Genomic DNA, 24,361 nt, shown 5'->3' on the forward strand with positions numbered 1-24,361 from the left:
CCCTAAGCAACACCGCAACACCCGCGTGACCTCAACAAAACAATTACAACACCCAGAGATCGCAACCCATGACACCCGAACGCATCGAAAGCATCGTCAACCACCCCGACTTCCAGCACCTGGTGCAGCGCAAACGCCGCCTCAACGGCAGCCTGACCCTGGCCATGCTGGTGATCTACTACGGCTTCGTCCTGCTGGTGGCGTTTTCCCCCAGCACCCTCGGCCAGTCCCTCAGCGGTGGCGTCACCACCGTAGGCATGCTGGTGGGCGTGCTGATGGTACTGCTGTCCTTCGCCCTGACCGGCATCTATGTGCACCGCGCCAACAACGTGCTCGACCCGCTCAACGACAAGGTCAAGCAGGAGTGCGCACAATGAACTGGACCGCCATCTCGATGTTCATGGTGTTCGTCTGCTTCACCCTGCTGGTCACCCGCTGGGCTGCCATGCGCACCCGCTCGGCCAGCGACTTCTACACCGCCGGCGGGGGCCTGACCGGCATGCAGAACGGCCTGGCGATCGCCGGCGACATGATCAGCGCCGCCTCGTTCCTGGGCATTTCGGCAATGATGTTCATGAACGGTTACGACGGCCTGCTGTATGCCCTTGGCGTACTGGCCGGCTGGCCGATCATCCTGTTCCTGATCGCCGAACGCCTGCGCAACCTGGGCAAGTACACCTTTGCCGACGTGGTCAGCTACCGCCTGGCGCAAACCCCGGTGCGCCTGACCTCGGCCTTCGGCACCCTGGTGGTGGCGCTGATGTACCTGGTGGCGCAGATGGTCGGTGCCGGCAAGCTGATCGAACTGCTGTTCGGCATCAGCTACCTGTACGCGGTGATGCTGGTGGGCGTGCTGATGGTCGCCTACGTCACCTTCGGCGGCATGCTTGCCACCACCTGGGTGCAGATCATCAAGGCGGTGATGCTGCTGTCGGGTACCAGCTTCATGGCCTTCATGGTGCTCAAGCATTTCGGCTTCAGCACCGAGGCGATGTTCGCCAGCGCCGTGGCCGTACATGCCAAGGGCCAGGCGATCATGGCCCCCGGCGGCCTGCTGTCCAACCCGGTGGACGCTATTTCCCTGGGCCTGGGCATGATGTTCGGTACCGCCGGCCTGCCGCATATCCTGATGCGCTTCTTCACCGTCAGCGATGCCAAGGAAGCGCGCAAGAGCGTGTTCTATGCCACCGGGTTCATCGGCTACTTCTACCTGCTGCTGATCGTCATCGGCTTTGGTGCCATCGTCATGGTCGGTACCGAACCGTCCTACCGTGACGCCACCGGCGCGATCATCGGCGGCGGCAACATGGTCGCCGTGCACCTGGCCCAGGCGGTAGGTGGCAATCTGTTCCTCGGCTTCATCTCCGCCGTGGCCTTCGCCACCATCCTGGCGGTGGTCGCCGGCCTGGCGCTGTCCGGCGCTTCGGCGGTTTCCCACGACCTGTATGCCTGCGTGGTGCGCCAGGGCAAGGCCAGCGAACAGGAAGAAATGCGCGTGTCGCGTATCGCCACCCTGCTGATCGGCCTGCTGGCGGTCATCCTCGGCCTGATGTTCGAATCGCAGAACATCGCCTTCCTCTCCGGCCTGGTGCTGGCTGTGGCCGCCTCGGTCAACTTCCCGGTGCTGCTGCTCTCGATGTTCTGGAAAGGCCTGACCACCCGCGGCGCGGTGTGCGGCAGCATGGCTGGCCTGGTCTCGGCGGTGCTGCTGGTGGTACTGGGCCCGGCGGTGTGGGTCAACGTGCTGCATAACGAAAAGGCGCTGTTCCCCTACAGCAACCCGGCGCTGTTCTCCATGAGCCTGGCCTTCCTCGGCGCCTGGGTGTTCTCCGTCACCGACAGTTCCGAACGCGCCAATCAGGAACGTGGCCGCTACCTGGCCCAGTTCATCCGCTCCATGACCGGAATCGGCGCTGCCGGCGCCAGCAAGCACTGACTACCAGGGAAGAACAACCATGTCGGGTAAAACAACAACAATGAACCGCACGCACTTCATTTCGGCCGCCTGGCTGGCCACCCTCGCCCTGCCGATGCCGGCCATGGCGGATTTCATCGGCGACAGCCACGCCCGGCTGGAGCTGCGCAACCACTACCTCAATCGCGACTTCCGTCAGAGCAATGCACCGCAGGCCAAGGCCGAGGAATGGGGCCAGGGCTTTACCGCCAAGCTGGAGTCGGGCTTCACCGAAGGCCCGGTCGGTTTTGGTGTCGACGCCATGGGCCAACTGGGCATCAAGCTCGACTCCAGCCGCGACCGCCGCAATACCGGCCTGCTGCCCTTCGGCCCGAACAGCCATGAACCGGTCGATGACTACAGCGAACTGGGCCTGACCGGCAAGGTGCGGGTGTCCAAGAGCACCCTGCGCCTGGGCACCTTGCAACCGATCCTGCCGGTGGTGGTGTACAACGACACCCGCCTGCTCGCCTCCACCTTCCAGGGCGGCCTGCTCACCAGCCAGGACCTGGCCGGCCTGACCTTCAACGCCGGCCGCCTGACCAAGGCCAACCTGCGTGATTCCTCGGGCCGCGACGACATCGGCTATGGCGCCGCCAGCAGCGACCACCTGGACTTCGGCGGCGGCAGCTACGCCCTCACCCCGCAAACCAGCGTCAGCTACTACTACGCCAAGCTCGAGGACATCTACCGCCAGCAGTTCGTCGGCCTGATCGATACCCGCCCGCTGGGTGAAGGCCTGAGCCTGCGCACCGACCTGCGCTACTTCGACAGCCGCAACGACGGTGCCGAACGCGCTGGCAACATCGACAACCGCAACTTCAACGCCATGTTCACCCTCGGCGTACGGGCCCACAAGTTCACCGCCACCTGGCAGCAGATGTCCGGCGACAGTGCCTTCCCGTTCGTGAACGGCGGCGACCCGTTCACCGTCAACCTGGTCACCTACAACACCTTTACCCGCGCCGGGCTGGACTCCTGGCAGGTGCGCTACGACTACGACTTCGTCGCCATGGGCATCCCCGGCCTGAGCTTCATGACCCGCTACACCGATGGCCGCCACGCCGAAACCGCCACCGTCAGCAATGGCCGTGAGCGCGAGCGCGACACCGACATCACCTATGTCATCCAGAGCGGCCCGTTCAAGGACGTCAGCCTGCGCTGGCGCAACGTCACCTTCCGTTCCGGCAATGGCCTGACCAACGCCGTGGACGAAAACCGCCTGATCATCGGCTATACCGTGGCGCTGTGGTAACAGCGCCCCTCTACATTGGAGAACAGCATGTCTGCCGCCCCTACCCTGCAAAGCTTCATCGCTGGCCGCTGGCTTGGCCAGCAAGGCGCCCAGGCCCTGCGCAGCGCCCTGGACGGCCACGTCCTGGCCTACAGCCACGAAGAACGTCCGGATTTCGCCGAGGCCGTGGACTTTGCCCGCGGCCGTGGCCTGGCCGCGCTGATGGCCATGGACTTCCAGCAACGCGCTGCCCGCCTGAAGGCGCTGGCCCTGTACCTGGCCGAGCGCAAGGAACAGCTCTACGCCCTGTCCCACCACAGCGGCGCCACCCGTGCCGACAGCTGGATCGACATCGAAGGCGGCAACGCCACGCTGTTCTCCTATGCAGGTATTGGCAGCCGTGAGTTGCCGTCGGGCAACCTGGTGCACGAAGGCCCGGCGATCCCGCTGGGCAAGCAAGGCCATTTTGCCGGCAGCCACATCCTGGTGCCGCGCGCCGGCGTGGCGGTGCACATCAACGCCTTCAACTTCCCCATCTGGGGCATGCTGGAGAAGTTCGCCCCGACCTTCCTGGCGGGCATGCCGTGCATCGTCAAGCCTGCGACCTCGACCAGCTACCTGACCGAGGCCGTGGTGCGGCTGATGAACGCATCCGGCCTGTTGCCCGAAGGCAGCCTGCAACTGGTGATCGGCAGCACCGGCGACCTGCTCGACCGCCTGCAAGGCCAGGACGTGGTGACCTTCACCGGTTCAGCCGACACCGCCGCCAGGTTGCGTGTCACACCGAACCTGGTCCGCAACTCGGTGCCGTTCACCGCCGAAGCCGATTCGCTGAACTGCGCCATCCTCGGCCCGGACGTGACCCCGGACAGCGAAGAATTCGACCTGTACATCAAGGAGGTGGTCCGCGAAATGACCACCAAGGCCGGGCAGAAATGCACCGCCATCCGCCGCGCCATCGTACCGGCCAGGCACATCGACGCCGTTGCCACACGCCTGCGCGAGCGGCTGAGCAAGGTGGTGGTCGGTGACCCGTCGCTGGAGGGTGTGCGCATGGGCGCCCTGGCTTCCCACGACCAGCAACACGATGTGGCCGAGCGGGTGCGCAGCCTGCTGCAGAGCTGCGACCAACTGTTCGGCGCCAGCGACGGTTTCGCACCGCGTGGCGAGGGTGTGGCCGAGGGCGCGTTCTTCGCCCCGACCCTGCTGCAGGCCCGTGACCCGCATGCCGAAGGCGGTGCCCATGATATCGAAGCGTTCGGCCCGGTCAGCACGCTGATGGCCTATGACGACCTCGATGAAGCCCTGGCGCTGGCCGCGCGTGGCAAAGGCAGCCTGGTGGCGACCCTGGTCACCGCCGACCGTAGCGTAGCGGCCAAGGCCATCCCGGTGGCCGCTGCCTGGCATGGCCGGCTGCTGGTACTCGACAGCGAGGCGGCCAAGGAATCCACGGGGCATGGCTCGCCATTGCCACAACTCAAGCACGGCGGCCCGGGCCGCGCTGGTGGTGGTGAAGAGTTGGGTGGCCTGCGTGCGGTCAAGCATTACCTGCAACGCGCTGCGGTACAGGGTTCGCCGAGCATGCTCACGGCGGTAACCGGCGAATACGTGCGCGGTGGCGAAGTGATCGAAACCGAAGTACACCCGTTCCGCCGCTATTTCGAGCAACTGCGCATCGGCGAGTCGCTGCTCACCCACCGCCGTACCGTGACCGAAGCCGACCTGGTCAACTTCGGCTGCCTGTCGGGCGACCATTTCTACATGCACTTCGACGAGATCGCCGCCAAGCAATCGCAGTTCGGCAAGCGCATCGCCCACGGCTACTTCGTGTTGTCGGCAGCGGCCGGGCTGTTCGTCTCGCCAGGTGGAGGCCCGGTACTGGCCAACTACGGCCTGGATACCCTGCGCTTCATTAACCCGGTGGGCATCGGCGACACCATCCAGGCACGCCTGACCTGCAAGCGCAAGATCGACCAGGGCAAGACCAGCCCGCTGGGCCAGCCCCAGGGCGTGGTGGCGTGGGATGTGGAGGTGACCAACCAGTTGGGTGAACTGGTCGCCAGCTACGACATCCTCACCCTGGTGCTGAAAAAGCCCTGACGCGGCCGTTGGTCAGGGGCGGTCGGCATTCAACCGACCTCACCTGGCCGTTGCCACTCTCATTCAATGAGCACCAAGCATTCCTGTGGGAGCGGCTTTAGCCGCGAAGAATCCAACGCGGTGCATGGCACCGGCTACGCCGGTGTTCGCGGCTAAAGCCGCTCCAACAGGGGCCGCGCAAGGTCGTGCAGCTCGGGGAATCACATTGTCGCCGCCGGCCCCCCCGCCGACGGGTTCGGCTTGCTCCCCGACACCCGCCAGCTCACTGCGGTAATCCCGTAGCGCTCTGCCATTGGCCTGCTGACTTTCCTTATCTTCTCCCGGCCGAACCTGGGAATGATGCCGATGCCCGCATCGCAACTTGCCCAATGCCAGGCCTCGACATTGTCCAGCTGCTCCAGGCGGATGATGAAACTGCGCGGCTGGCCATGCAGCTGGTAATCGATGATGTAGAGCTGTGGGCTAGGCATCGCAGGGGCCTCCTCTTCTCCATGGATGACACCCTGATTGATCGGGGTATGCGCCGAAAATTCAAAAAATCACTGATGGCGACCTTTGCCGTGGCTGTTTTGCCCACCCTTGCGGCCGGCGTCCGAAGCCCGCTGGCGGTCATTGGCAAAATTGCCGCCAGAAACCTGACCACCCTTGTGCCCGGCGCGGGAAGCCCGTTCCCGGTCGTTGGCGAAGTTGCCTGGGTTGGTTTCCTTGTTGCCGCCACGGTGGCTGGTGCGGTCTTGGTCCTGCGCCATGTCGTTTCTCCTTGCGATGGTTTGGCGGGATGCATGGATCTGCGCCTTACCTTGGTTCCGAACACTCGAACGCTGGCTCTGCTCAATGGTTTTGCCCTCAGCCGACGTGTGGCGCGAAACACATGCGGGCACAATATTGGTGCCACGGCGACCGTTCGCGGGCTTGCGCGCGAAGAGGCCAGCACAGGCAACCGCTAGGCATGCACACTCCAATGACACGCCTCCAGCTCGATCGGCATCTCGTCAATGGCCTGGATCATGCCGCTCTCCAGGGCTTCCCGTGGCCCGAGTATGCGCGGGTAGGCCATCAGGTAGCGCGGCACATCCAGTACCTCGGCCGCGCCCTTGGTCCGCTCGGCGACGATCTGTGCATACAGCCGCAGGTCATAGTCCAGGCTCATCGCATATTCGGCCATGCGTGAATGGTCCACCGAGCCGTGCAAGGTCCAGTGGAAAGGATGGAACAGGAACTTGCTGCAACTGCACGCCGTGCGCCGGTCCCCGGCCAGGAACAGGATGTTGCCCATGGATTCCACCGTGCCCAGGTTGTGGGTATGCACCTCGACCGGTAATGCCCGCAGAAAGTTGTACAAGGTAAACCCGTAACTGCACTCGCCGCCCATGGTGGCGATGTTCAGCTGCAGGACCTCGGCGCCCTGCTGCAACGCCCGCGAACAGGTGTTGATCAGGTTGCCACAGGTGGACGAATTGATCGGCCCGGTGAAGTGGACGATATGTCTGGCCATGCTTGCCTCCAGGGTGGCAGGTCATTCCTTGGTCTTCTGCGCATCGTCACCCTGCCCGGCCATCTGCCGGTACTGCTTGCGCAAGGCATGCAACTCGGCCGGGTCCATGTCTTCAAGGTCCAGCAGCGCTTTGTGCGCCCGTTGCGTGGTGCGCAGCAGTTCGTCGATCTTGATGTGCAGTTCGTCGTTGTCGCGGTTCTGGGTGTTCTGGATGAGGAACACCATGAGGAAGGTGATGATGGTGGTCGAGGTGTTGATCACCAGTTGCCAGGTGTCGTTGAAGCCGAACAACGGCCCGGTCAATGCCCAGCTCAGGATCAGCAGGCAGGCGATGCCGAAGGTCAGCGGGCGGCCGGACCAATTGGCCAGCCACTGGGCAAAACGGTCGAATTTCATCCTGGCGCCCTTCCTCCGCAGCAGATATGCGGTGGAAACGTCGCGCGCTGCAAAGTTCAACGCGGTATGGCCTTTTCCGTTGGTCAACCGTGCTGAACCCTGGCCGCTGTTCACCAGTCGCACCTTCAGAGTGACCGAACAAGGACCCGGTAATGAGGAAGGCAGCGTGAGCGATATCCGCATCGGCATCTCCGGTTGGCGCTACGGTCCGTGGCGCAAGGATTTCTACCCGAAGGGCCTGCCCCAGGACGACGAACTGGCGTTCGCTTCGCGGGCGGTCAACAGCATCGAGATCAACGGCTCGTTCTACAGCCTGCAAACGCCCGAACGCTACCAGGGCTGGCGTGACGACACCCCGCCCGGCTTCGTGTTCGCGGTCAAGGCCCCGCGTTACATCACCCATGTGCGTCGGCTAAGGGATATCGAAGAACCCATGGCCAATTTCTTCGCTTCCGGGCCGCTGCTGCTCGGCAAGAAGCTAGGGCCATTCCTCTGGCAGTTTCCACCGAACATGAAGTTCGACGAGGCCCGCTTCAGCCGTTTTCTCGAGCTGCTGCCACACAGCCGCAAGGCCGCCCGCGACTGCGCGCTGGGGTGTGCGCAACGCCTGAGGGACAACGGCAGTACCGATATCAAGGGCAACGCACGGCTACGCCACGCCGTGGAAATTCGTAATGAGAGTTTTTTGTGCGAAGCCTTCATCAAGCTGCTGCGCAAACACCGGGTGGCGCTGGTGGTGGCCGACAGCGCCGGGAAATGGCCTTACGTTGAAGATGTCACCGCCGACTTCGTGTACATGCGCCTGCATGGCGATGTCGAGCTGTACAGCAGTGGCTATACCGCCCAGGCGCTGCGGCGCTGGAAGCAGCGCATCCAGCACTGGAGCCAGGGGCGGCAGGCCGACGATGCCCAGCTGGTCGTGCCGGGGCCGCCACCACGGCGCGCGACCCGTGACGTCTACTGCTATTTCGACAACGACCAGAAAGTCCATGCACCCTATGACGCCCGGCGCCTGCTGCAGAAGCTGTCGCTGGACCATGAGCTGATGACCGAGCCTGGCGTGGTGCCGGAGGTGGCGCTGTGAACAGGACCCTGCCTGCCCCGCACTGCATCTTCGACAAGGTTACCGCCGTGCATCGGCTGAATGTACTGACGCTGAACGTGCACAAGGGCTTCACCTTCTTCAATCGGCGCTTCATCCTGCCCGAGTTGCGCGAAGCCGTGCGCGCCACCGGCGCCGACCTGGTGTTCCTGCAGGAGGTGCACGGTAGCCACCAGCAACACGCCTTGCGCCACCCGGCCTGGCCGGATACGCCCCAGTACGAGTTCCTGGCCGACAGCATGTGGCCACAGTACGCTTACGGCCGCAATGCCGTGTACCCCCACGGTGACCACGGCAATGCCCTGCTGTCGAAATTCCCCATCAGATGCTTCGACAACCTGGACGTTTCGGTACAGGGCAACGAGCAGCGCGGCCTGCTGCATTGCCAACTGGAGGTGCCAGGCCATGACCAGGTGCATGCGGTGTGCGTGCACCTGGGCCTGCGCGAGGCGCACCGGCAACGCCAGGTGAGGCTGCTGCTGGACCTGCTCGACAGCCTGCCGCCCAAGGCGCCGGTGATCGTTGCCGGCGATTTCAATGATTGGCGGCTGAAGGCCGATACGGTGCTGAGCGAACACCTGGTAGAAGCCTTCGGCGAGCATTTCGGCACCCCGGCTCGCAGCTTTCCGGCGCGTCTGCCACTGCTGCGCCTGGACCGCATCTACCTGCGCAACGCCATGCCCGGCACTGCCCGGGTGCTGTCGAAGTACCCGTGGTCGCACCTCTCCGACCACGCCCCTTTGGCTGCGGAGATCAACCTGTGAACCGACCCTGGGTAGACGGCAACAGCGTGCAGTTGCTGATCAATGGCGAGCAATACTACCCCCGTGTGTTCGAGGCCATGGCCCACGCTCGGGAGGAAATCCTGCTGGAGACCTTCATCATCTTCGATGACAAGGTCGGCCAGCAGTTGCAGCAGGTACTGATCGATGCCGCCCGGCGCGGCGTGCGTGTCGAAGTGGCCGTGGATGGCTACGGTACGGCCGACCTGCCTGCGCCGTTCATTGCCGCCATGACCGATGCCGGGGTCAGTTTCCACGCCTTCGACCCGCAGCCGCGGCTGGTGGGCATGCGCACCAACCTGTTCCGGCGCCTGCACCGCAAGATCGTGGTGGTCGACGGTGAGCGGGCATTCATCGGCGGCATCAACTACAGCGCCGACCACCTGGGCGACTTTGGTGCCATGGCCAAGCAGGACTATGCCGTCGAAGTCACCGGCCCGGTGGTGGCGCAAGTGCATGCCGCCAGCAAGCGCCTGATGTCGCCGGTGCTGCAGCCGCCCAGCGCGGTGCGGCCGCTGACCGAGCCTGCCGGTGCCAGCAGCGCCGTGCTCATCGAGCGCGACAACGGGCTGCGCAGTACCGATATAGAAGCCCACTACCTGCAGGCGTTCCGCAGTGCCCGGCAGCGCATCGTGGTGGCCAACGCCTATTTCTTCCCGGGCTACCGGCTGATGCGCGAACTGCGCAATGCGTCCCGGCGTGGCGTGGAGGTGCAACTGATCCTGCAGGGTCAGCCGGACATGCGCTGGGTACGGGCGCTGTCGCGGCTGCTGTACAACTACCTGCTGCGCGACGGTGTGGCCATTCACGAGTACTGCCAGCGGCCCTTGCACGGCAAGGTGGCGCTGGTGGACGACCAGTGGGCCACCGTCGGCTCCAGCAACCTGGACCCGTTGAGCCTGTCGTTCAATCTGGAAGCCAACCTGTTCATCCGTGATCGTGCCTTCAACCATCAACTCAACCAGCACCTGCAGGCGCTGGCCCGCGATCAATGCAAGCCGGTCACCCTGGAGCGCATGGTCCGTGGCTACTGGTGGCGGGCGCCGCTGATCTTCGTGTGTTTCCACGTGATCCGCCATTTCCCGCGGATTGCCGGCTGGTTCCCGGCGCACCGCCAGCGCTTGCGCTCGGTGCAGCCGGAGGCCGAGGTACAGGGTGACTATCACGAGGGCAAGACCTGATGGCGCGAAAACACTGGCAAACCTGGGGCAAACGGCTGTTCACCCTGGCATTCCTGATCCTGATCCCTGCGCTGCTGTACCTGCTGGCGCGCAACCTGGACTGGAACGAGGTGCGCCAGTCGTTGCTGGCCTACAAGCCTGGCAACCTGGCCATCGGCCTGGCGCTGGCCGGGTGCAGCTACCTGACGTTCGCGAGTTACGATCTGCTGGCGCGGGCCTACACCGGCCACCACCTGCCGGCTCGCCAGGTTTTGCCGGTGGCCTTCGTGTGCTACGCCTTCAACCTCAATTTCACCACCTGGGTGGGTGGCGTTGCCTTGCGCTACCGGCTATACAGCCGCCTGGGCCTGGACACACCGACCATCACCCGCATCCTCACCCTGGGCCTGCTGACCAACTGGATGGGCTACATGCTGCTGGCTGGCACGGTGTTCGCCTTGCGCCTGGTCGAGCTACCCGCCAACTGGGCGGTGGGCGCCACCGGCCTGCAACTGATCGGCCTGGTATTGCTGGCGATTTCCGCAGGCTACCTGCTGGCCTGTGGTTTCGCCAAAAAGCGCACCTGGCGCTGGCGCGACCATGAGGTAACGCTACCGTCGCTGCGCCTGGCGCTGTGCCAGGTCGTGCTGGGTGCCAGCAACTGGGCGCTGATGGCACTGCTGATCTTCTGGCTGCTGCCTGGCGAAGCCTTCTACCCGTCGATACTTGGCATCCTGCTGATCAGCTGCGTGGCAGGTGTGGTCGCGCATATCCCGGCCGGGCTGAGTGTGCTGGAAACGGTATTCCTGGCCCTGCTGCACGGGCAGCTGGCCCAGGGTTCGCTGGTGGCGGCCCTGCTGGGCTACCGTACGCTGTACTACCTGGTGCCGCTGTTGCTGGCGGTGCTTGTCTACCTGGTCCTGGAGAAACGCGCCAAAGCCATGCGCCGGCGCGACAAGCCCGCCTGAACCTGACAAGGGCCTGTGGCCCCGGAGGTGGCAAATGCGTGTCGCTGTCCTGATATTGATGGGGGCCAGCCTGGTCAGTGGCCAGGCCCTGGCCGAAGCCTGCAACGTGCTGACGCGGTCCTCCAGCGAGGCGGTCAAGCCGGTGGAGCGACACAGCTGTTACAGCTACAGCAACCTGCCCGCCGAAGCGATCAACTGGTCGTGCAGCAACGAGAGCAAGGACATGCTCAACAGCGAAAAGCACAAGGTCCCCCGTTGCGCGGACGGCAGCGTTGGCAGTTGCATCGCACCGTTGACCCGGGAGGCATTGGCCAACCCCAAGGCAGCTGGCGGTGACAAGCCGGCGTTGCCCAAGGATGCGCGGGTAATCACCTATTACTACGACACCCCAAGCCTGGGCCAGGCCCGCACCGATTGCGAGCGTAGCAACGGCATCTGGCAGACTCACTGATTCTGCAGGCCTGCGCGCTGCTTTGTGAGGGAGCGGCCTTTCGCGACGCAAGGCCGCTCCCACAGGACCATCACCGCCCCATAAACCTATGCAGAAGCTATGGGACGGCGTTGTTTCAGGGTGAAATCGGGTCACTCGCCGGGAAAGTCTCGTCCAGCGCATTGTCCACCGCGCTCTCCCCGGTCTTTTCGCCACAGTGGCAATCCGGCATCCGGCACGGCTCGCCATTGCGATGCCCGCTGGCACAGGCCTCGCAGCAATACACCTTGCCTTCGAGCTGCAAGGCGTTGGCATCCACGGTGCAGGAACAATGCGCACAGGCACAACGCAGTTCGTTCATGGCTTGCTCTCCTCGTCATCGATTACATCATCAGTCCACGGTTCGCCATCCAGCGGTGCGGAGCGGGCCAGTTCGGCTTCGTCCAGGCCTATGCCGCCGCCGATTTCATGGGCCTCCACCCGGCGCAGGGTCTTGTCTGCCGGTCCGCCGGTGCTGCCAGGCTCATGCGGGTCGCGGGCGCCGGTCTCATCCAGCAGGGTGTCCGGGCTCAGGTCGTCGTAGGTAACGTTGTCTTCGTGCAAACTGTCGCTCAGCGCTTCGCCGCCGGTCATGCCGCTTTCGGCCACGCGCCGGGGCGGGAACTCGCGGGCCACGTCCGCGGCCGGGCGCTCGTCGCCCACACGCCCCTCGCGCTCATCCAGGCGCTCGTCGAAGTCCAGTTCATGCACGCTGCCCATGCGGTCTTCGGTGTCGTCGATTTCGATCGGGGTATACGGCTTCGGTTCATCTGCTCGGGCCATGTGTGTTCTCCGTCAAGTGGCTTCATTCGGTCGACTGCACCTGATCGTTGAAGATTCAGAGTTTTTTGAACTACCGCCCGGGCCGCTGGCTCCCACCATAGAGACTCAGAACCGCCCGGAGCCGTCATGGCCAAGCCCCTAGAGGAATACGCGCGCAAGCGCGACTTCAACGCCACGCCCGAGCCCAGCGGCAAGCGCAGCCATGGCAAGCGGGCCCATGCGCTGCAGTTCTGCATCCAGAAGCATGACGCCAGTCACCTGCACTACGACTTCCGCCTGGAGCTCGATGGCACGCTGAAAAGCTGGGCAATCCCCAAAGGGCCCTCGCTGGACCCGAAGGTGCGCCGCCTGGCCGTGCACGTAGAGGACCACCCGCTGGACTACGCCGATTTCGAAGGCCATATCCCCGAGGGCCATTACGGCGCGGGCGACGTGATCGTCTGGGACCGGGGCATCTGGGAGCCCGAAGGCGATGCGCACGAAGCCTATGCCAAGGGCAAGTTGCGCTTCCGCCTGCAAGGCGAAAAGCTTGGCGGCGTGTGGAATCTGTTTCGCACCCACCTGGCCGGCAAGAAGGAACAGTGGATGCTGGTCAAGTCGCAAGACAGCCAGGCGCGTAGCGAAGCCGACTACAGCATCGTCGACGCCCAGCCCGACAGCGTCCTCAGCGACCGCACGCTGGTGCCGCGCAAGCCAGCAGCAAAAAAAGCCGCTGCACCACGTCGCAAACCGGCCAGCAAAGGCCGGAAGGTGCCGTTGCCGACGCAACTGCAGCCACAATTGGCGACCTTGGTCGACTCCCCGCCCGGCGGCGACTGGCGCTACGAAGTCAAGTTCGACGGTTATCGCATCCTTGCCCGCATCGACGGCGATGACGTCCGCCTGTTCACCCGCAATGGCCACGACTGGAGCAGCAAGCTGCCCAGGCAGGCTGCCGCCTTGCGTGCGCTGGGCATCGACGCGGCCTGGCTCGATGGCGAGGTGGTGGTGGCCGGCGAGAACGGCGCGGCGGACTTCCAGGCGCTGCAGAACGCCTTCGACACCGAACATGACGAGCACATCACCTATTACCTGTTCGACCTGCCCTTCCTCGGCGGCCAGGACCTGCGCCAGTTACCGCTGCAGGACCGGCGCAGCACCTTGCAGCACTTGCTGGAACACAATGAATCGGACGTACTCCGGTACTCCGCCGACTTTGACCAGCCCGTCGAATCCCTGCTCGACAGCGCCTGCCAGCTGCAACTCGAAGGCCTGATCGGCAAGCGCGTCGACAGCCCCTACAGCGGCCGTCGCAGCCCCGACTGGATCAAGCTCAAGTGCAAGCAGCGCCAGGAGTTCGTGATCGTCGGCTACACCGACCCGAAAGGCAGCCGCAGCGGTTTCGGCGCACTGCTGCTGGCCTTGCACGACAACGACAGCGGCGAGTTGCGCTATGCCGGCAAGGTCGGTACCGGCTTCAGTGCCACCACCCTGGCAAGCATCCATGCCCGGCTGGAACCGTTGGAAATCGACACGCCGGCTCTGCCCAAGCCGCCCGCGGGAGCCGAAGCCCGCGGCGTGCACTGGCTGAAACCGCAGCTGCTGGCCGAAGTCGCCTATGCCCAGATGACCCGTGACGGCTTCGTGCGCCATTCGGTGTTCCACGGCCTGCGTGATGACAAACCGGCTACCGCCATCGACCTGGAGCGCAGCATGCCCGCCAAGACCCTGCCCAAGCGCAAGCAGGCCAAGGCCCCAGAGGCCTTGGGCGAGCTGCGCCTGACCCACCCCGAGCGGATAATCGACGCCACCCGCGGCGTGACCAAGCGCGAGGTCGCCGAGTACTACGCCGCCGTCAGCCAGTGGATCCTGCCCCAGCTCAAGGATCGCCCGGTGGCACTGGTGCGCGCGCCGGACGGCCTGACCGGCGAGCTGTTCTTCCAGAAGAACGCAGGCCAGCTGCATATACCCCACGTGCTCAGCTACGACAAGGCCGAGGCCGGCCAGGCAGCGATGGTCATCAACCGCGCCGATACCCTGCTGGGAGCGGTGCAGATGAACATGCTCGAGCTGCACACCTGGAACGCCACCGACAAGGATTTCGACAAGCCCGACCGCTTCGTCCTCGACCTCGATCCGGACCCGGCACTGCCGTGGAAGGCCATGCTCGAAGCCACCCAACTGGCCCTGACGTTGCTGGATGAACTGGGCTTGAAGGTGTTCCTCAAGACCAGTGGCGGCAAAGGCATGCACCTGGTCGTGCCCCTGACCCGGCGGGCCAGCTGGGATGAAGTCAAGGCGTTCAGCCATGCCATCGTCGATTACCTGGCCAGGCTCTTCCCCGACAGGCTGAGTGCCGTTTCCGGGCCCAAGAACCGCGTCGGGCGCATCTTCATCGACTACCTGCGCAACGGCAAGGGCGCGACCACCGCCTGCGCCTACACCCTGCGCGCGCGTGAAGGCCTGCCGGTATCCGTGCCGATCTGGCGCGAGGAACTGCCGCAACTCAAGGGCGCCAACCAGTGGAACATCGACAATGTGCTTGAGCGTCTGGACGATGTGGACGACCCCTGGGCCGATTATGGCAAGACAAGGCAATCGATCACCGTGGGCATGCGCAAGCAGCTGGGGCTGGCCTGATGAGGGCTTGCCTGAAACGCTGCGCCCGCAGTGCCTGAACAAGGAGCCAGGCCCATGGTTCTGGCATGGCGGCGCTGGCATTGCGACCTGCTGGTACGGCGCCGCCGAAGCCCTGGCCGATATCTGGCGGGCCTGCGCACCCTGTGGGAGCGGGTTCACCCGCGAAACATCCAGCGCGGTGCATGGCACCGGCTTCGCCGGTGTTCGCGGGTAAACCCGCTCCCACAAGGTCCCTGCCAGCGCAACAAGTCCTGTGCAGCGCCCTGCGTTGCTGGCTTGCGTCAAGCGCCAGGGTTCACGACGCTTTGCGTGTCTTCTTCGCCGGCTTTTTGCCACCCAGGCTGCGCTTGAGCAGTTCGGTGAGGTCGAGGATATCTGCACCTTTGCCCGCTTCCGTCGCCTCGCCCTTCTCCACCGTCTCGATCTTGCCCTTGCTGGCCTTCTCCTCCACCAGGTCCAGGATGGTCTGGCGGAACACATCCTGGTAATCCGCCGGTTTCCACGGCCCGCTCATGTCTTCCACCAGTCGCTTGGCCATGTCCAGTTCGCGCTTGTCTACCTTGGCCTCGGTCACACTGCTGTCCAGCTCCAGCGTTTCCAGCCCGCGCACTTCCTCCGGCCAGCGCAGGGTAATCATCACCAGTGCGTCATCCAGCGGTCGCAGCAGCGCCAGGTGCTGGCGGGTGTGCAGCACCACCGTGGCCAGCGCCACCTTGCCGGTCTTGGCCAGGGTTTCGCGCAGCAAGGCATACACCTTGCCGCCACGACGGTCCGGGGTAAGGTAGTACGGCGTATCAAAGTACTGCAGCGGGATCTCGCCGGCCTCGACGAAGGAAAAGATATCGATCGTCTGGGTCGCCTCGGGCCGGGCCTTGCGGATTTCCTCCTCGCTGATCACCACGTAGCGGCCCTTCTCGAACTCAACGCCCTTGACGATGTTGTCCTTGTCGATCTCCTTGCCGGTGACCTTGTTCACCCGCTTGTAGCCCACCGGTTCCATGCTGCGCTTGTCGAGCCAGTCGAAATCGACCCGCTCGGTGCGCACTGCGGTATTGAGGGCCACGGGGATGTGCACGAGGCCGAAACTGATGGCGCCTTTCCAGATTGCCCGAGCCATTAGCGGTGCTCCCAAGGTTGCCTGCCAATACCTGAATCGACTGCAACGGGCGGCGAAGGTTTAGCTGCCCTGCCCTATGGCAGCGGGTTGCCACCCGTCACACCGTATACCTCGCCGGTGATATAGCTGGACTCCTGGCTGGCCAGCAACACATACACCGGCGCACATTCGGCGGGCTGCCCTGGGCGCTTCATGGGCGTGTGCGCACCAAAGTCGGGGATTTTCTCCGGTGGTTGGCCACCACTGGGTTGCAGCACTGTCCAGATAGGCCCCGGGGCCACGGCGTTGACCCGGATACCGCGCTCGATCACCTGTTTGGCCAGGGCCTTGGTGAAGGCGACGATCGCCGCCTTGGTGGTGGCATAGTCGAGCAAGGTGGCTGAAGGCTGGTAAGACTGGATCGAAGCGGTGTTGATGATGGTCGCCCCCGCCGGCATCAGCGGCACGGCCGCCTGGCACAACCAGAACAGCGCGTAGACATTGGTCTTCAGAGTGTGGTCGAACTGTTCGTGACTGATCTGGCTGATGTCCTTGCGCGCTTCCTGCTTGCCGGCGACGTTGACCAGGATGTCCAGGCCGCCGAGTTGCTCGTGGGCCTGGTCGACCAGTTCCTTGCAGAACTGCTCCTCCTTCAGGTCACCGGCAATGGCCACCACCTTGCGGCCTTCGGCTTCGATCAGTTTGATGACTTTGCGCGCGTCAGGTTGTTCGATGGGCAGATAGTTGAGGGCTATGTCGGCACCCTCGCGGGCGAAGGCGATGGCCACGGCCCGGCCGATGCCCGAGTCCGCACCGGTGATCAGCGCCTTGCGCCCTGCCAGGCGGCCAAAGCCCTTGTAGGTGGTTTCGCCGTGGTCTGGCTCGGGCTGCATGTTGGCGTCCAGCCCCGGTGCCGGCTGGCCTTGGGCAGGGAATGGCGGGTGCGGGTACTGGGTCAGCGGGTTCTGCATGCTGAACTGGTCGTGGGGTTTGCTGGACATGGGGCCACTCCTCTGGTGAAACCGGTATTGGCCCAATCGCGGGCTTGCCCGCTCCTACAGGTATTGAAGCTGGTGGTAGTCCTGTGGGAGCGGGCAAGCCCGCGAAGGCCGCTCTACCGATTTCGAGGTAAACCGCCATCGATGGTTTTTTCCAACTGGCCCATACACCGACCAGCGGTCGATACGTCACTCAAAGCGACTAGTTCCGTACCTCAACTGCGTCCACATCCGGTGCATCTGGCGCGTCTGGCGCGTCGTCCACATCAGCCCTTGCAGCGTCTCTGGCTGCATTGGCAGCGACTTTGGCTTCGTCCCTGGCGGCATCTGCCGTAGCCCTGGCAGCATCTCTGGCTGCATCAGCTTGGTCTCTGGCTGCGTCGCGGGCAGCATCTGCCGCGTCCCTGGCAGCTTCTCTGGCGTCATCTGCGCCGGCTACACCAGCAGCTTTTGCGGCGTCGCGGGCGGCATCCGCCTCGGCTCTGGCAGCGTCTCTGGCTGCATCTGCAGTAGCTTTTGCCGCATCCCGGGCGGCATCGGCCTCAGCCCTTGCAGCGTCTCTGGCCGCATCAGCATCGTCTCGGGCTGCGTCCCTGGCGGCATCCGCCGCATCGTTGTCGTTGTCATGCGCATCGCCTGGGCCTTTGCCGGCCATGCCACCATGGTCACCATCGCCGGCCCCCGGGCCGCCATGACCGCCATGACCGCCATGACCGCCACCGCCATCACCACCGTGACCACTGCCTCCGCTACCACCACCGTGACCGCCGCCTCCAGAGCCACCGCTGCCACCACCGTGACCGCCACCGCCTCCAGAGCCACCGCCGCCATTACCGTGGCCGCCACCGCCTCCAGAACCACCGCCACCGCCGTGACCACCACCGCCGCCGCTGCCACCGTCTTTGGCATACACGCTGGAGAAACTACCGATGTAGTCGGGCACCAGAACGGTCGATGCAGACAGGACGCCACCAATTGCCAATGCCAACAAACATTTCTTGAGCAACATGATGCACCTCCGCTTGGCGTTGCGTCGTCATCTCCGTAACAAACGCAATGACCAATGAGTTCGCAACCGCCCATGGAGCGGCCAGCCAACCGGCGCGGCCATAGATCTGCAGTGTCAGCGAGCAACTGCGGTTTTCGCACGATCCCTCAGAGCCAGTCAGCCTCTTTGCGTGGGAAATATTCCCACATATTAAGACTAGTACTGTATGCCTGAGTTCCAGATACCGAATGTCAGGCCAAGGCACGTTTCAGACTTGCCAGCAGTCACGACTGGCTGAACAGCACCCGCCGGAAAGCCTCGGCCGCCAGGTGCACCTGCACCGCCCAGTCCTGCGCCGCGTCACTGCCGGCATCATCGGAAATGTACTTCAGGCACACGAACGGGATGCCTTCGCCGCGTGCGATCAGCGCCAGCACGTAGGCTTCCATGTCGACCACGTCATAAGGTGCATTGCCATGGTTGATCTCGAAGCTGTCGCCACTGCCGCAGGTTTCCAGGGCCAGGCCGGGGATCTGCGCACCATGCTCCAACACCACCGGGATGTCCGACAAAGGCGTCTGGTAGCGGTCGAAGCCCAGCGGGGTCACGTCCATGTCGCGCTGCACGAAGCGGGTGCAGCACACCACCTCGCCCTTGCCATGGCGCTGGCTGCCGGCCGAGCCGAGGTTGACGATCAGCCTGGGCCGGCGCGTGGCAATGGCCTTGGTCAGCGCGATGGCGGCATTGACCTTGCCGATGCCGGTGAACACGGTGTTGACGTCAGCGAATACCTCGCCGGCCTCGGCTTCGAGGGCGAAGACAAACAGCGTGTCATCCAGGGAAATGTCGGGGAATTGCTTGATCAGCATCATGGCGCAGGTGGTTCCGAGTGGCTGCGAAAGGCGCGGCCATTTTCGGCCAACCCCGGCTAATTGCAAGCCCCGGCGGCCACCACGGCCCGTAACGCCTGCGCCCTGCCCAGGCCAGCAGCGCGGGCCTGGGCCAGGCACTGCAGTTGCTGGTCGGCATGGGTGCCGTCGCGCAGCAGGTGGTGTGCATGGTGGAAGGCGCGTTCGGCGTCTGCGGTGTCGACCGGCAAATGCTCCTGCAACTGGGCCAGCCAGCCTTCGGCCGTAACCGGCTGTTGCCCGTGCAGGCCGATGAACTCACCGTGGCGCCCATGGCGCATGGCACGCCAGTAGTTTTCCTGGGTCATCCAGCGCTGCTCGCGGTTGCAGGCCGCGGGGTCATGCCGGTACACGATGCTGTGCTCGATCAGGTGGCGAAACAGTGCAGCGATGCACAGCGCGTCCTCCAGCCGCGGGCAGCCATCGCAGATGCGCAGTTCGACCGTCGGGAAGCGTCGCGAAGGCCGGATCGCCCACCAGAAGTCGCCGTCCGCGGCCAGCGAGCCGGTGCGCTGCAGCAAGGCACGGTAGCGCTCGTAGGCGGCCCAGTCCGGCAAAGGCTCGGGCAGCCCCATGTGTGGCCACTCCCCGCAAATCACTCGCCGGTAGCTCATGTAGCCGGTGCACTGGCCTGCCCACAGCGGGGATGACGTACTCAGTACCAGCAACAAGGGCAGCCAGCCCAGTACGCGGTTGATCAGTTGCATGCGGTCGCAGCCTGGCGGAACGCCCACGTGAACGTGCAGGCCGTTGAGCAGGCTGCGCCGCGCCACATGCCGGTAGTCCGCGAACAGTTGCCGGTAGTGCGCCGGGGTGGCGGGTTGCTGCCGCAGCCAGGCGGCATTGGGGTGGCTTGCCGCGCCGTACAGGCCCATGCCCTCTTCGGCCAGCGCGGTGCCCAGCCGCTGGCGGCTGTGCTGGAAGAACTCGCGTGCCTCGAACAGGTTGGCAAACACCGGCGAGGCCACTTCGATCTGGCTGCGGAACATTTCCTGGGCAAAATGCTGGCCCAGCGCCTCGCGACAACGCCCGACCACGGCTGGCGAAGGCGTGGCTGGCACCCGCCCCGAGTCCAGGTTCACCAGCAGGTATTCTTCCTCGATGCCGAACGTGCAGGGTCGTGCCATGCTGCCTCAGCTGTTGCGGGTGACTGTAAGCACCACGGCGGCGATGCGTTCGACCTGCTCGTAACCGGGTTCGCTCAGTTGTTCGCCAAACACATCCGGATCGATTTCCCGATACACCCAGGACCACGCCGGGCCCGCCAGGCGCAGGCGGACCGCGTCGAGCAAGGCGTCCCGGCCGTCGATGATCGCCACGCCGGTATACAACAGTAGCGAGCCGCCTGAACCCAGCCGCTCGCAGGCCTGTTCGACGATCCGCAGCGACAGCTGCGCGCCGAGCGAACCACCGCCATGCCGATAGGTACGTTCGCTGGCATCCAGCATGTACGGCGGGTTGGCAACGATAAGGTCGAACAGCCCGGTAATGCCGTCGAGGATATCACTTGGTTCCACGGACACATTGCTCAGGCCCGCCAGTGCCGCGTTGATCGCGGTGTAACGCAGCGCGAGCGGGTTGATGTCCACGGCGCTGACTTGGGCATGGGGCGCCGCCCGGGCAATCAGCAAGGCGCCGACACCAGTGCCGCAACCAATATCCACGGCATGCTCGACGCGCTTCGGAGTGCGTTGCAGATGATCATGGATGACCTGGGCGAAACGGTAACTGTCCGGGCCGAAAAATACCGCGTCGGCTTCCTGGGTGGGGTACGCGGAGTGCACCAGCAGCAGGTCGTCGATTGTGGACCAGCGCACGGTGCTGAGTAGCAACTCCCCGTGCGCCTTCAGCACCTGGGCACGCCGCATCTGATCCAGCTCATCGGCAGAAACCAATGACGAACGGAACGGACGGTTCCAGCCGAACACGTCGCGTGCGGTCCTGGCCTGCTCGGCTTCCGGGCGCGCATTCACCCGAGCATGAGTTGCCGGGGTGACACTGGTGAAGCGGTAGCCGTCGGCACGCAGGCGCTTGCCCAATTGCAGCATTGCCTGGTCAGCCTGGATCTGTAGTGGATCGAGCAGCATCAGCGGGTTGCCTCCTGAATCAGGCCGGTAGCCTGCAGGTAGCGCCGGGTGGCCAGCAGTCCTTCCGGTGTCGCATGGCGGTTACCGGACAGCGTGTCGATCAAGGTCTCGATATCGGCGTCCGGGGCAGGAATCGTAAGCGCATCATCCAATTGCACATGCACCTCCCAGCTGCCAGGCAGCACGCGGCGACCCCGGGCTTGCCAGCCTGCCGCGATCCAGTCGTGCCACAGTTGTTTTTCATAGGCGGTGAACACGCCATACATCGGTGCCGAGGGGCCGTCGATCAGCGCCCACCAGCGGCTGTTGGCAGGCTCCTCACCGCGGCGGATCCAGCCCTGCGCCTGCAGGGCCAGCAAAAACGCGGGCATGGCACCGGGCTCGGCCAGCCATTGGTTGACGGTGCGCTTTTGCACGCGGCAATGGTCGGCGTGCATGAATTGGCCAAAGGAGCGCTTATGCTCCAGTGCCGACAGCAGTTCGGTTTCAAGATCGAAGCTGCTGATCAGGCTGGGTGTATCAAGCCCCAGGCCATTCAAGCGGTAGCCACTGCGCACCCGCTGGTAGAACTGGCCAGCGTCGTCGACCGGGCAGAGTTGGCGTAGCGCCTGGATGGACAGATGCGCATGCCCGCTGGCCGCGTTGTCGATGGTCACGTGAAGCTGAAAGTAATGACCATCGATGCCCAGCTCCGCCAGTTCGTAGGTGGTGATCAACAGATGCAGCGGCGGTTGTTCGTAGCCCAGGTTGTAGCCGATCACCTCGGCAAGAAAATCATCGCCGTAGCGCCCCAGTACCAGCTGCAAGGCGCCTTGCAGGTAACGCTGGTCGTCCAGCTCAGGCAGCACCAGGCAACCCAGCCGGCTCAACAGCCGTTGGTAGATCAGCACGTGGTTGCAACGCGGATCGCCGCCGCCCAGCTCTTCCATGTAGGTGCGGATAAGCCCGTGATAGCGGGGATCGCCCCAATGTCGCAAGGTGCTGTGCAGCCATGCCCCGTCCACTGCCTTGGTGGGCGCCACCTGTTGCAGGAACCACAGCGCCTGGGCGCGGTTGGCAAAATAGCGCCTTGGTGCACCTTGGCGGCGTTGCTCAAGGTAACACGCATAGGCTTCAGCCACCTGGCTGGCATGGCGAGCGCTCCAGGCGTCCAGTTGAGCAGGATCGGCAGGCAGGTCATCCGGCAAATGTTGCGCACGTGCCAACTGTTCGCTGAGCCACGCGGCGCTCGTGGTGTCGGGGCCTTCGAGCAACGTCTTGTAACGCTCGGTCAGGCTTGGCCCATTTGCCGAAGCCGGTACCACCGCGTCGGTCTTGCGGGTCATTGCCGTCATGCGGTAGTCCTTGTCCACGTTTTATTGGCTGGGTTTCTGACCGGGCATCGGTTCAGGGTCTGGAGCAGGTTGTGGAGCAGGTTTGTCGCCGGGTTGCTGCATCTGCAGCGAGGGTTTGCTTTGGTCGGCATCCTTTGCCGGGTGGTCGTTATCCCGGTCGAAACAGCCAGCCAGCAAGCCAAGGGTGCCCACCAGGGCTATCAGAGGGATCAATCGCATGGGGTTCTCCTTCTGTGCAAGATCGCAGCGCCCGGTCGCCCGGGCACTGCGTAGCCTCATTTACGAACGACCGCCCTTGCGGCCCGATTCGCTGGTACGGTCGCCACCGGATTGCTGGCCGCCCTTGCGCCCAGCTTCGGAGGCTTTTTCGCGGTCATTGGCAAAGTTGCCCGGGTTCTTGTTGCCACCTTGGCTGCCCTGCTGGTTGCCGGTGCGGCTGTTCTCTTTGTTGGCCATGGTCTTAAACCTCGTATGACTTCGGAATGCACGGCATTACCTGCCGTACACCTGTTGGGAGTTCGGTCATTCCGGCGGATTCGGTTTAATGCGAAGCGTTCGGACCAGCGGCATTAAATAAGCGGCACCAGCATATTTGGCGCGCCTGTCAGTCGCGCGGCGTGCTATCCAGGCGCGCCTGGCGCCGTCCCAGCCAACCTCCGGTCGTCGCCCAACCCAAGGCAAGCAGCGTACCGATCAGCATCGCCAGTTGCGGATGCTCACCCATCACGTCCAGCGCCCGTTTGAGCCAGCCACTCAAGGCGTCGCCGCCACGATAGACCACGGTGTCGATGAAGTTCTTGGCCTTGTACTTGTCCTCGGCGGGCAGCACGGTGAACAGCATCTCCCGCCCCGGCCGCACCAACGCGTACTCACCGGCCCGGCGCACCACCATCACCACCGCGAAAACGGCGAACACCGGGGCCAGTGCCAGCCACAGGAAGCCCGCTGCCATCACCAGCGGCACCGCCACCAGCAGCACGCCCACCCCCATACGGCGAGCCAGGCGACCGGTAAGGAACACTTGAGTGAGGATCGCCAGGGCCTGAACCACCGTGTCGATCAGGCCGAACACCTGGGTTTGTCGGGTACGCTCGGTGAAGGTTTCGCTGACAATGCGCGCCTGTTCGAAATACAGGAAGGTGCTGACACTGGCGAGCAATACCACGAACAGCGCAATGCCCAGCAGGTAGGGCGAGCGCAGTACGGCAGTGGCACCGGCAAACGGGTTGCCGCCCAGTGGTCGGGAGTCCGGCCGCTCGGCTTGTACCGGCAGTGGATGGCGCGTTCGCCAGCGTTGCAGGAACAACGTCGCGCCGATGCTGCCCAGCAGAAGCGCCCCGGCCAGCACCAGCAAACCGGCATGGCCCAGCGGTACCACCAGCAGCGTACCCAGGATGGGACCACTGAGCCCGCCCAGGCTGGCCCCGGCCGCCAGCAGGCCGAACAGGCGCTTGCCCTGGGCGGTGGAAAACAGGTCGGCGAGTACGCTCCAGGCCAGCGAGATGCTCAGCAGATTGAACACCGACAACCAGATGTAGAAGGCCCGGGCCGTCCATGGCGCTTCCGGGTCGCGGGCGAACAGCACGGCAAAAAGCAACAGGTTGCTGGCGAAGAAGCCGTAGGTCCAGGGCAGGATGTGCCGGCGCTGCACCCTGGAGGCCAGCCAGCCAAACAACGGCAGACACGCCAGGGTGGCGATGAAGGTGCCGGTAAACAGCCATTGCAGGTTGTCCACGCCACCGGCAACGCCCATGGTTTCACGCACCGGGCGCAGCATGAAGTAGCCAGTGAACAACTGGTAGAACAGCAGCACACCGGCGATCACCGCCGGCCCCTCGCCGGGCTGGATGTTCAGCCCCTGGTCCAGGCGCCGCCGCCAGCCTGCCAT

Annotated in this window: 25 protein-coding genes and 2 pseudogenes; 11 read left to right on the forward strand and 16 right to left on the reverse strand. The window is 64.4% G+C overall.

What is annotated here, in order from left to right; genetic code table 11:
* Positions 1-68 precede the first annotated feature (68 nt).
* The 4 genes and pseudogenes from ACIQYU_RS11665 to paaZ all read left to right on the forward strand — a co-directional run bounded on the left by ACIQYU_RS11665 (position 69) and on the right by paaZ (position 5,288).
* Positions 69-377 (forward strand): DUF485 domain-containing protein, encoded by a 309-nt coding sequence (locus ACIQYU_RS11665; RefSeq protein ID WP_046614155.1) that lies wholly within the window; start codon positions 69-71, stop codon positions 375-377.
* A pseudogene (locus tag ACIQYU_RS11670) lies at positions 368-1,936 on the forward strand (cation acetate symporter); the annotation flags it as partial. The gene ACIQYU_RS11665 and the pseudogene ACIQYU_RS11670, both read left to right, overlap by 10 nt.
* A gap of 40 nt (positions 1,937-1,976) precedes the next feature.
* Positions 1,977-3,209 (forward strand): OprD family porin, encoded by a 1,233-nt coding sequence (locus ACIQYU_RS11675; RefSeq protein ID WP_087502177.1) that lies wholly within the window; start codon positions 1,977-1,979, stop codon positions 3,207-3,209.
* Between the two features lie 27 nt (positions 3,210-3,236).
* Positions 3,237-5,288: a phenylacetic acid degradation bifunctional protein PaaZ gene (paaZ, locus tag ACIQYU_RS11680; RefSeq protein WP_402799923.1), complete on the forward strand. Its 2,052-nt coding sequence runs from the start codon at positions 3,237-3,239 to the stop codon at positions 5,286-5,288.
* 200 nt (positions 5,289-5,488) lie between these two features.
* Here paaZ and ACIQYU_RS11685 read toward each other — a convergent pair whose 3' ends face one another.
* The 4 genes and pseudogenes from ACIQYU_RS11685 to ACIQYU_RS11700 all read right to left on the reverse strand — a co-directional run bounded on the left by ACIQYU_RS11685 (position 5,489) and on the right by ACIQYU_RS11700 (position 7,179).
* Positions 5,489-5,758 (reverse strand): DUF6555 family protein, encoded by a 270-nt coding sequence (locus tag ACIQYU_RS11685; protein WP_207831988.1) that lies wholly within the window; start codon positions 5,756-5,758, stop codon positions 5,489-5,491.
* Between the two features lie 69 nt (positions 5,759-5,827).
* Positions 5,828-5,980 (reverse strand): annotated as a pseudogene (locus ACIQYU_RS11690) (general stress protein); the annotation flags it as partial.
* A 251-nt stretch (positions 5,981-6,231) separates the two neighbouring features.
* On the reverse strand, positions 6,232-6,783 hold the full coding sequence (locus ACIQYU_RS11695) for an ATP-dependent Clp protease proteolytic subunit (protein WP_233687805.1): 552 nt from the start codon (positions 6,781-6,783) through the stop codon (positions 6,232-6,234).
* A 21-nt stretch (positions 6,784-6,804) separates the two neighbouring features.
* A complete protein-coding gene (locus ACIQYU_RS11700) occupies positions 6,805-7,179 on the reverse strand; it encodes a low affinity iron permease family protein (RefSeq protein ID WP_207831983.1) in 375 nt (124 codons plus the stop codon).
* Positions 7,180-7,210: 31 nt separating this feature from the next.
* On the opposite strand from ACIQYU_RS11700, the gene ACIQYU_RS11705 reads away from it, so the two are divergent.
* Genes ACIQYU_RS11705 through ACIQYU_RS11725 form a run of 5 tightly spaced genes read left to right on the forward strand, consistent with a single transcriptional unit; the run spans position 7,211 to position 11,642 of the window.
* Positions 7,211-8,263 (forward strand): DUF72 domain-containing protein, encoded by a 1,053-nt coding sequence (locus ACIQYU_RS11705; RefSeq protein ID WP_207831981.1) that lies wholly within the window; start codon positions 7,211-7,213, stop codon positions 8,261-8,263.
* On the forward strand, positions 8,260-9,045 hold the full coding sequence (locus tag ACIQYU_RS11710) for an endonuclease/exonuclease/phosphatase family protein (protein ID WP_207831979.1): 786 nt from the start codon (positions 8,260-8,262) through the stop codon (positions 9,043-9,045). The genes ACIQYU_RS11705 and ACIQYU_RS11710 overlap by 4 nt, the downstream gene beginning before the upstream one ends.
* Positions 9,042-10,244, forward strand: a complete 1,203-nt coding sequence (clsB, locus tag ACIQYU_RS11715; protein ID WP_207831977.1) for a cardiolipin synthase ClsB — start codon at positions 9,042-9,044, stop codon at positions 10,242-10,244. Before ACIQYU_RS11710 ends, clsB begins: the two co-directional genes overlap by 4 nt.
* Complete coding sequence (locus ACIQYU_RS11720; protein WP_402799930.1) at positions 10,244-11,191, forward strand: YbhN family protein; 948 nt, start codon at positions 10,244-10,246, stop codon at positions 11,189-11,191. The genes clsB and ACIQYU_RS11720 overlap by 1 nt, the downstream gene beginning before the upstream one ends.
* A 34-nt stretch (positions 11,192-11,225) precedes the next feature.
* A complete protein-coding gene (locus tag ACIQYU_RS11725; RefSeq protein ID WP_063914631.1) occupies positions 11,226-11,642 on the forward strand; it encodes a hypothetical protein in 417 nt (138 codons plus the stop codon).
* Between the two features lie 115 nt (positions 11,643-11,757).
* Here the strand turns inward: ACIQYU_RS11725 and ACIQYU_RS11730 are convergent, their stop codons facing one another.
* Complete coding sequence (locus tag ACIQYU_RS11730; protein ID WP_207831973.1) at positions 11,758-11,982, reverse strand: metallothionein; 225 nt, start codon at positions 11,980-11,982, stop codon at positions 11,758-11,760.
* Positions 11,979-12,443, reverse strand: a complete 465-nt coding sequence (locus tag ACIQYU_RS11735; RefSeq protein WP_207831971.1) for a phosphotransferase system, HPr-related protein — start codon at positions 12,441-12,443, stop codon at positions 11,979-11,981. Before ACIQYU_RS11735 ends, ACIQYU_RS11730 begins: the two co-directional genes overlap by 4 nt.
* 126 nt (positions 12,444-12,569) lie before the next feature.
* Between ACIQYU_RS11735 and ligD the strand changes: the two genes are divergently transcribed.
* Positions 12,570-15,062 carry a DNA ligase D gene (ligD, locus tag ACIQYU_RS11740; protein ID WP_402799933.1) on the forward strand — a complete coding sequence of 831 codons (2,493 nt, stop codon included), beginning with the start codon at positions 12,570-12,572 and terminating at the stop codon, positions 15,060-15,062.
* A 7-nt stretch (positions 15,063-15,069) separates the two neighbouring features.
* Complete coding sequence (locus ACIQYU_RS11745) at positions 15,070-15,276, forward strand: hypothetical protein (protein WP_402800383.1); 207 nt, start codon at positions 15,070-15,072, stop codon at positions 15,274-15,276.
* An 81-nt stretch (positions 15,277-15,357) separates the two neighbouring features.
* On the opposite strand, the gene ACIQYU_RS11750 is transcribed toward ACIQYU_RS11745, so the two are convergent.
* The 10 genes from ACIQYU_RS11750 to ACIQYU_RS11795 form a co-directional block, all read right to left on the reverse strand.
* Complete coding sequence (locus ACIQYU_RS11750) at positions 15,358-16,179, reverse strand: Ku protein (protein WP_207831967.1); 822 nt, start codon at positions 16,177-16,179, stop codon at positions 15,358-15,360.
* A gap of 74 nt (positions 16,180-16,253) precedes the next feature.
* Positions 16,254-17,159: an SDR family oxidoreductase gene (locus ACIQYU_RS11755; RefSeq protein WP_402799936.1), complete on the reverse strand. Its 906-nt coding sequence runs from the start codon at positions 17,157-17,159 to the stop codon at positions 16,254-16,256.
* 432 nt (positions 17,160-17,591) lie between these two features.
* Positions 17,592-18,065 (reverse strand): hypothetical protein, encoded by a 474-nt coding sequence (locus ACIQYU_RS11760; RefSeq protein ID WP_402799939.1) that lies wholly within the window; start codon positions 18,063-18,065, stop codon positions 17,592-17,594.
* Positions 18,066-18,428: 363 nt separating this feature from the next.
* The gene (locus ACIQYU_RS11765; protein WP_207831963.1) at positions 18,429-19,016 is read right to left on the reverse strand and encodes a nucleosidase; all 588 of its coding nucleotides are present in this window, start codon (positions 19,014-19,016) and stop codon (positions 18,429-18,431) included.
* A gap of 56 nt (positions 19,017-19,072) precedes the next feature.
* Positions 19,073-20,179: a carboxylate-amine ligase gene (locus tag ACIQYU_RS11770; protein WP_402799943.1), complete on the reverse strand. Its 1,107-nt coding sequence runs from the start codon at positions 20,177-20,179 to the stop codon at positions 19,073-19,075.
* Positions 20,180-20,185: 6 nt separating this feature from the next.
* On the reverse strand, positions 20,186-21,139 hold the full coding sequence (locus ACIQYU_RS11775; RefSeq protein ID WP_233694579.1) for a class I SAM-dependent methyltransferase: 954 nt from the start codon (positions 21,137-21,139) through the stop codon (positions 20,186-20,188).
* A complete protein-coding gene (locus ACIQYU_RS11780) occupies positions 21,139-22,473 on the reverse strand; it encodes an iron-containing redox enzyme family protein (protein WP_402799946.1) in 1,335 nt (444 codons plus the stop codon). The genes ACIQYU_RS11775 and ACIQYU_RS11780 overlap by 1 nt, the downstream gene beginning before the upstream one ends.
* A 21-nt stretch (positions 22,474-22,494) precedes the next feature.
* Entirely contained in the window at positions 22,495-22,692 is a 198-nt protein-coding gene (locus ACIQYU_RS11785; protein ID WP_063914623.1) for a hypothetical protein, read from the reverse strand.
* Between the two features lie 60 nt (positions 22,693-22,752).
* Positions 22,753-22,929 (reverse strand): general stress protein, encoded by a 177-nt coding sequence (locus ACIQYU_RS11790; protein WP_063914622.1) that lies wholly within the window; start codon positions 22,927-22,929, stop codon positions 22,753-22,755.
* 148 nt (positions 22,930-23,077) lie between these two features.
* The gene (locus tag ACIQYU_RS11795) at positions 23,078-24,361 is read right to left on the reverse strand and encodes an NTP/NDP exchange transporter (protein ID WP_402800374.1); all 1,284 of its coding nucleotides are present in this window, start codon (positions 24,359-24,361) and stop codon (positions 23,078-23,080) included.

This window comes from Pseudomonas sp. NPDC096925 (genome assembly GCF_044762545.1).
Classification (GTDB): Bacteria; Pseudomonadota; Gammaproteobacteria; order Pseudomonadales; family Pseudomonadaceae; genus Aquipseudomonas.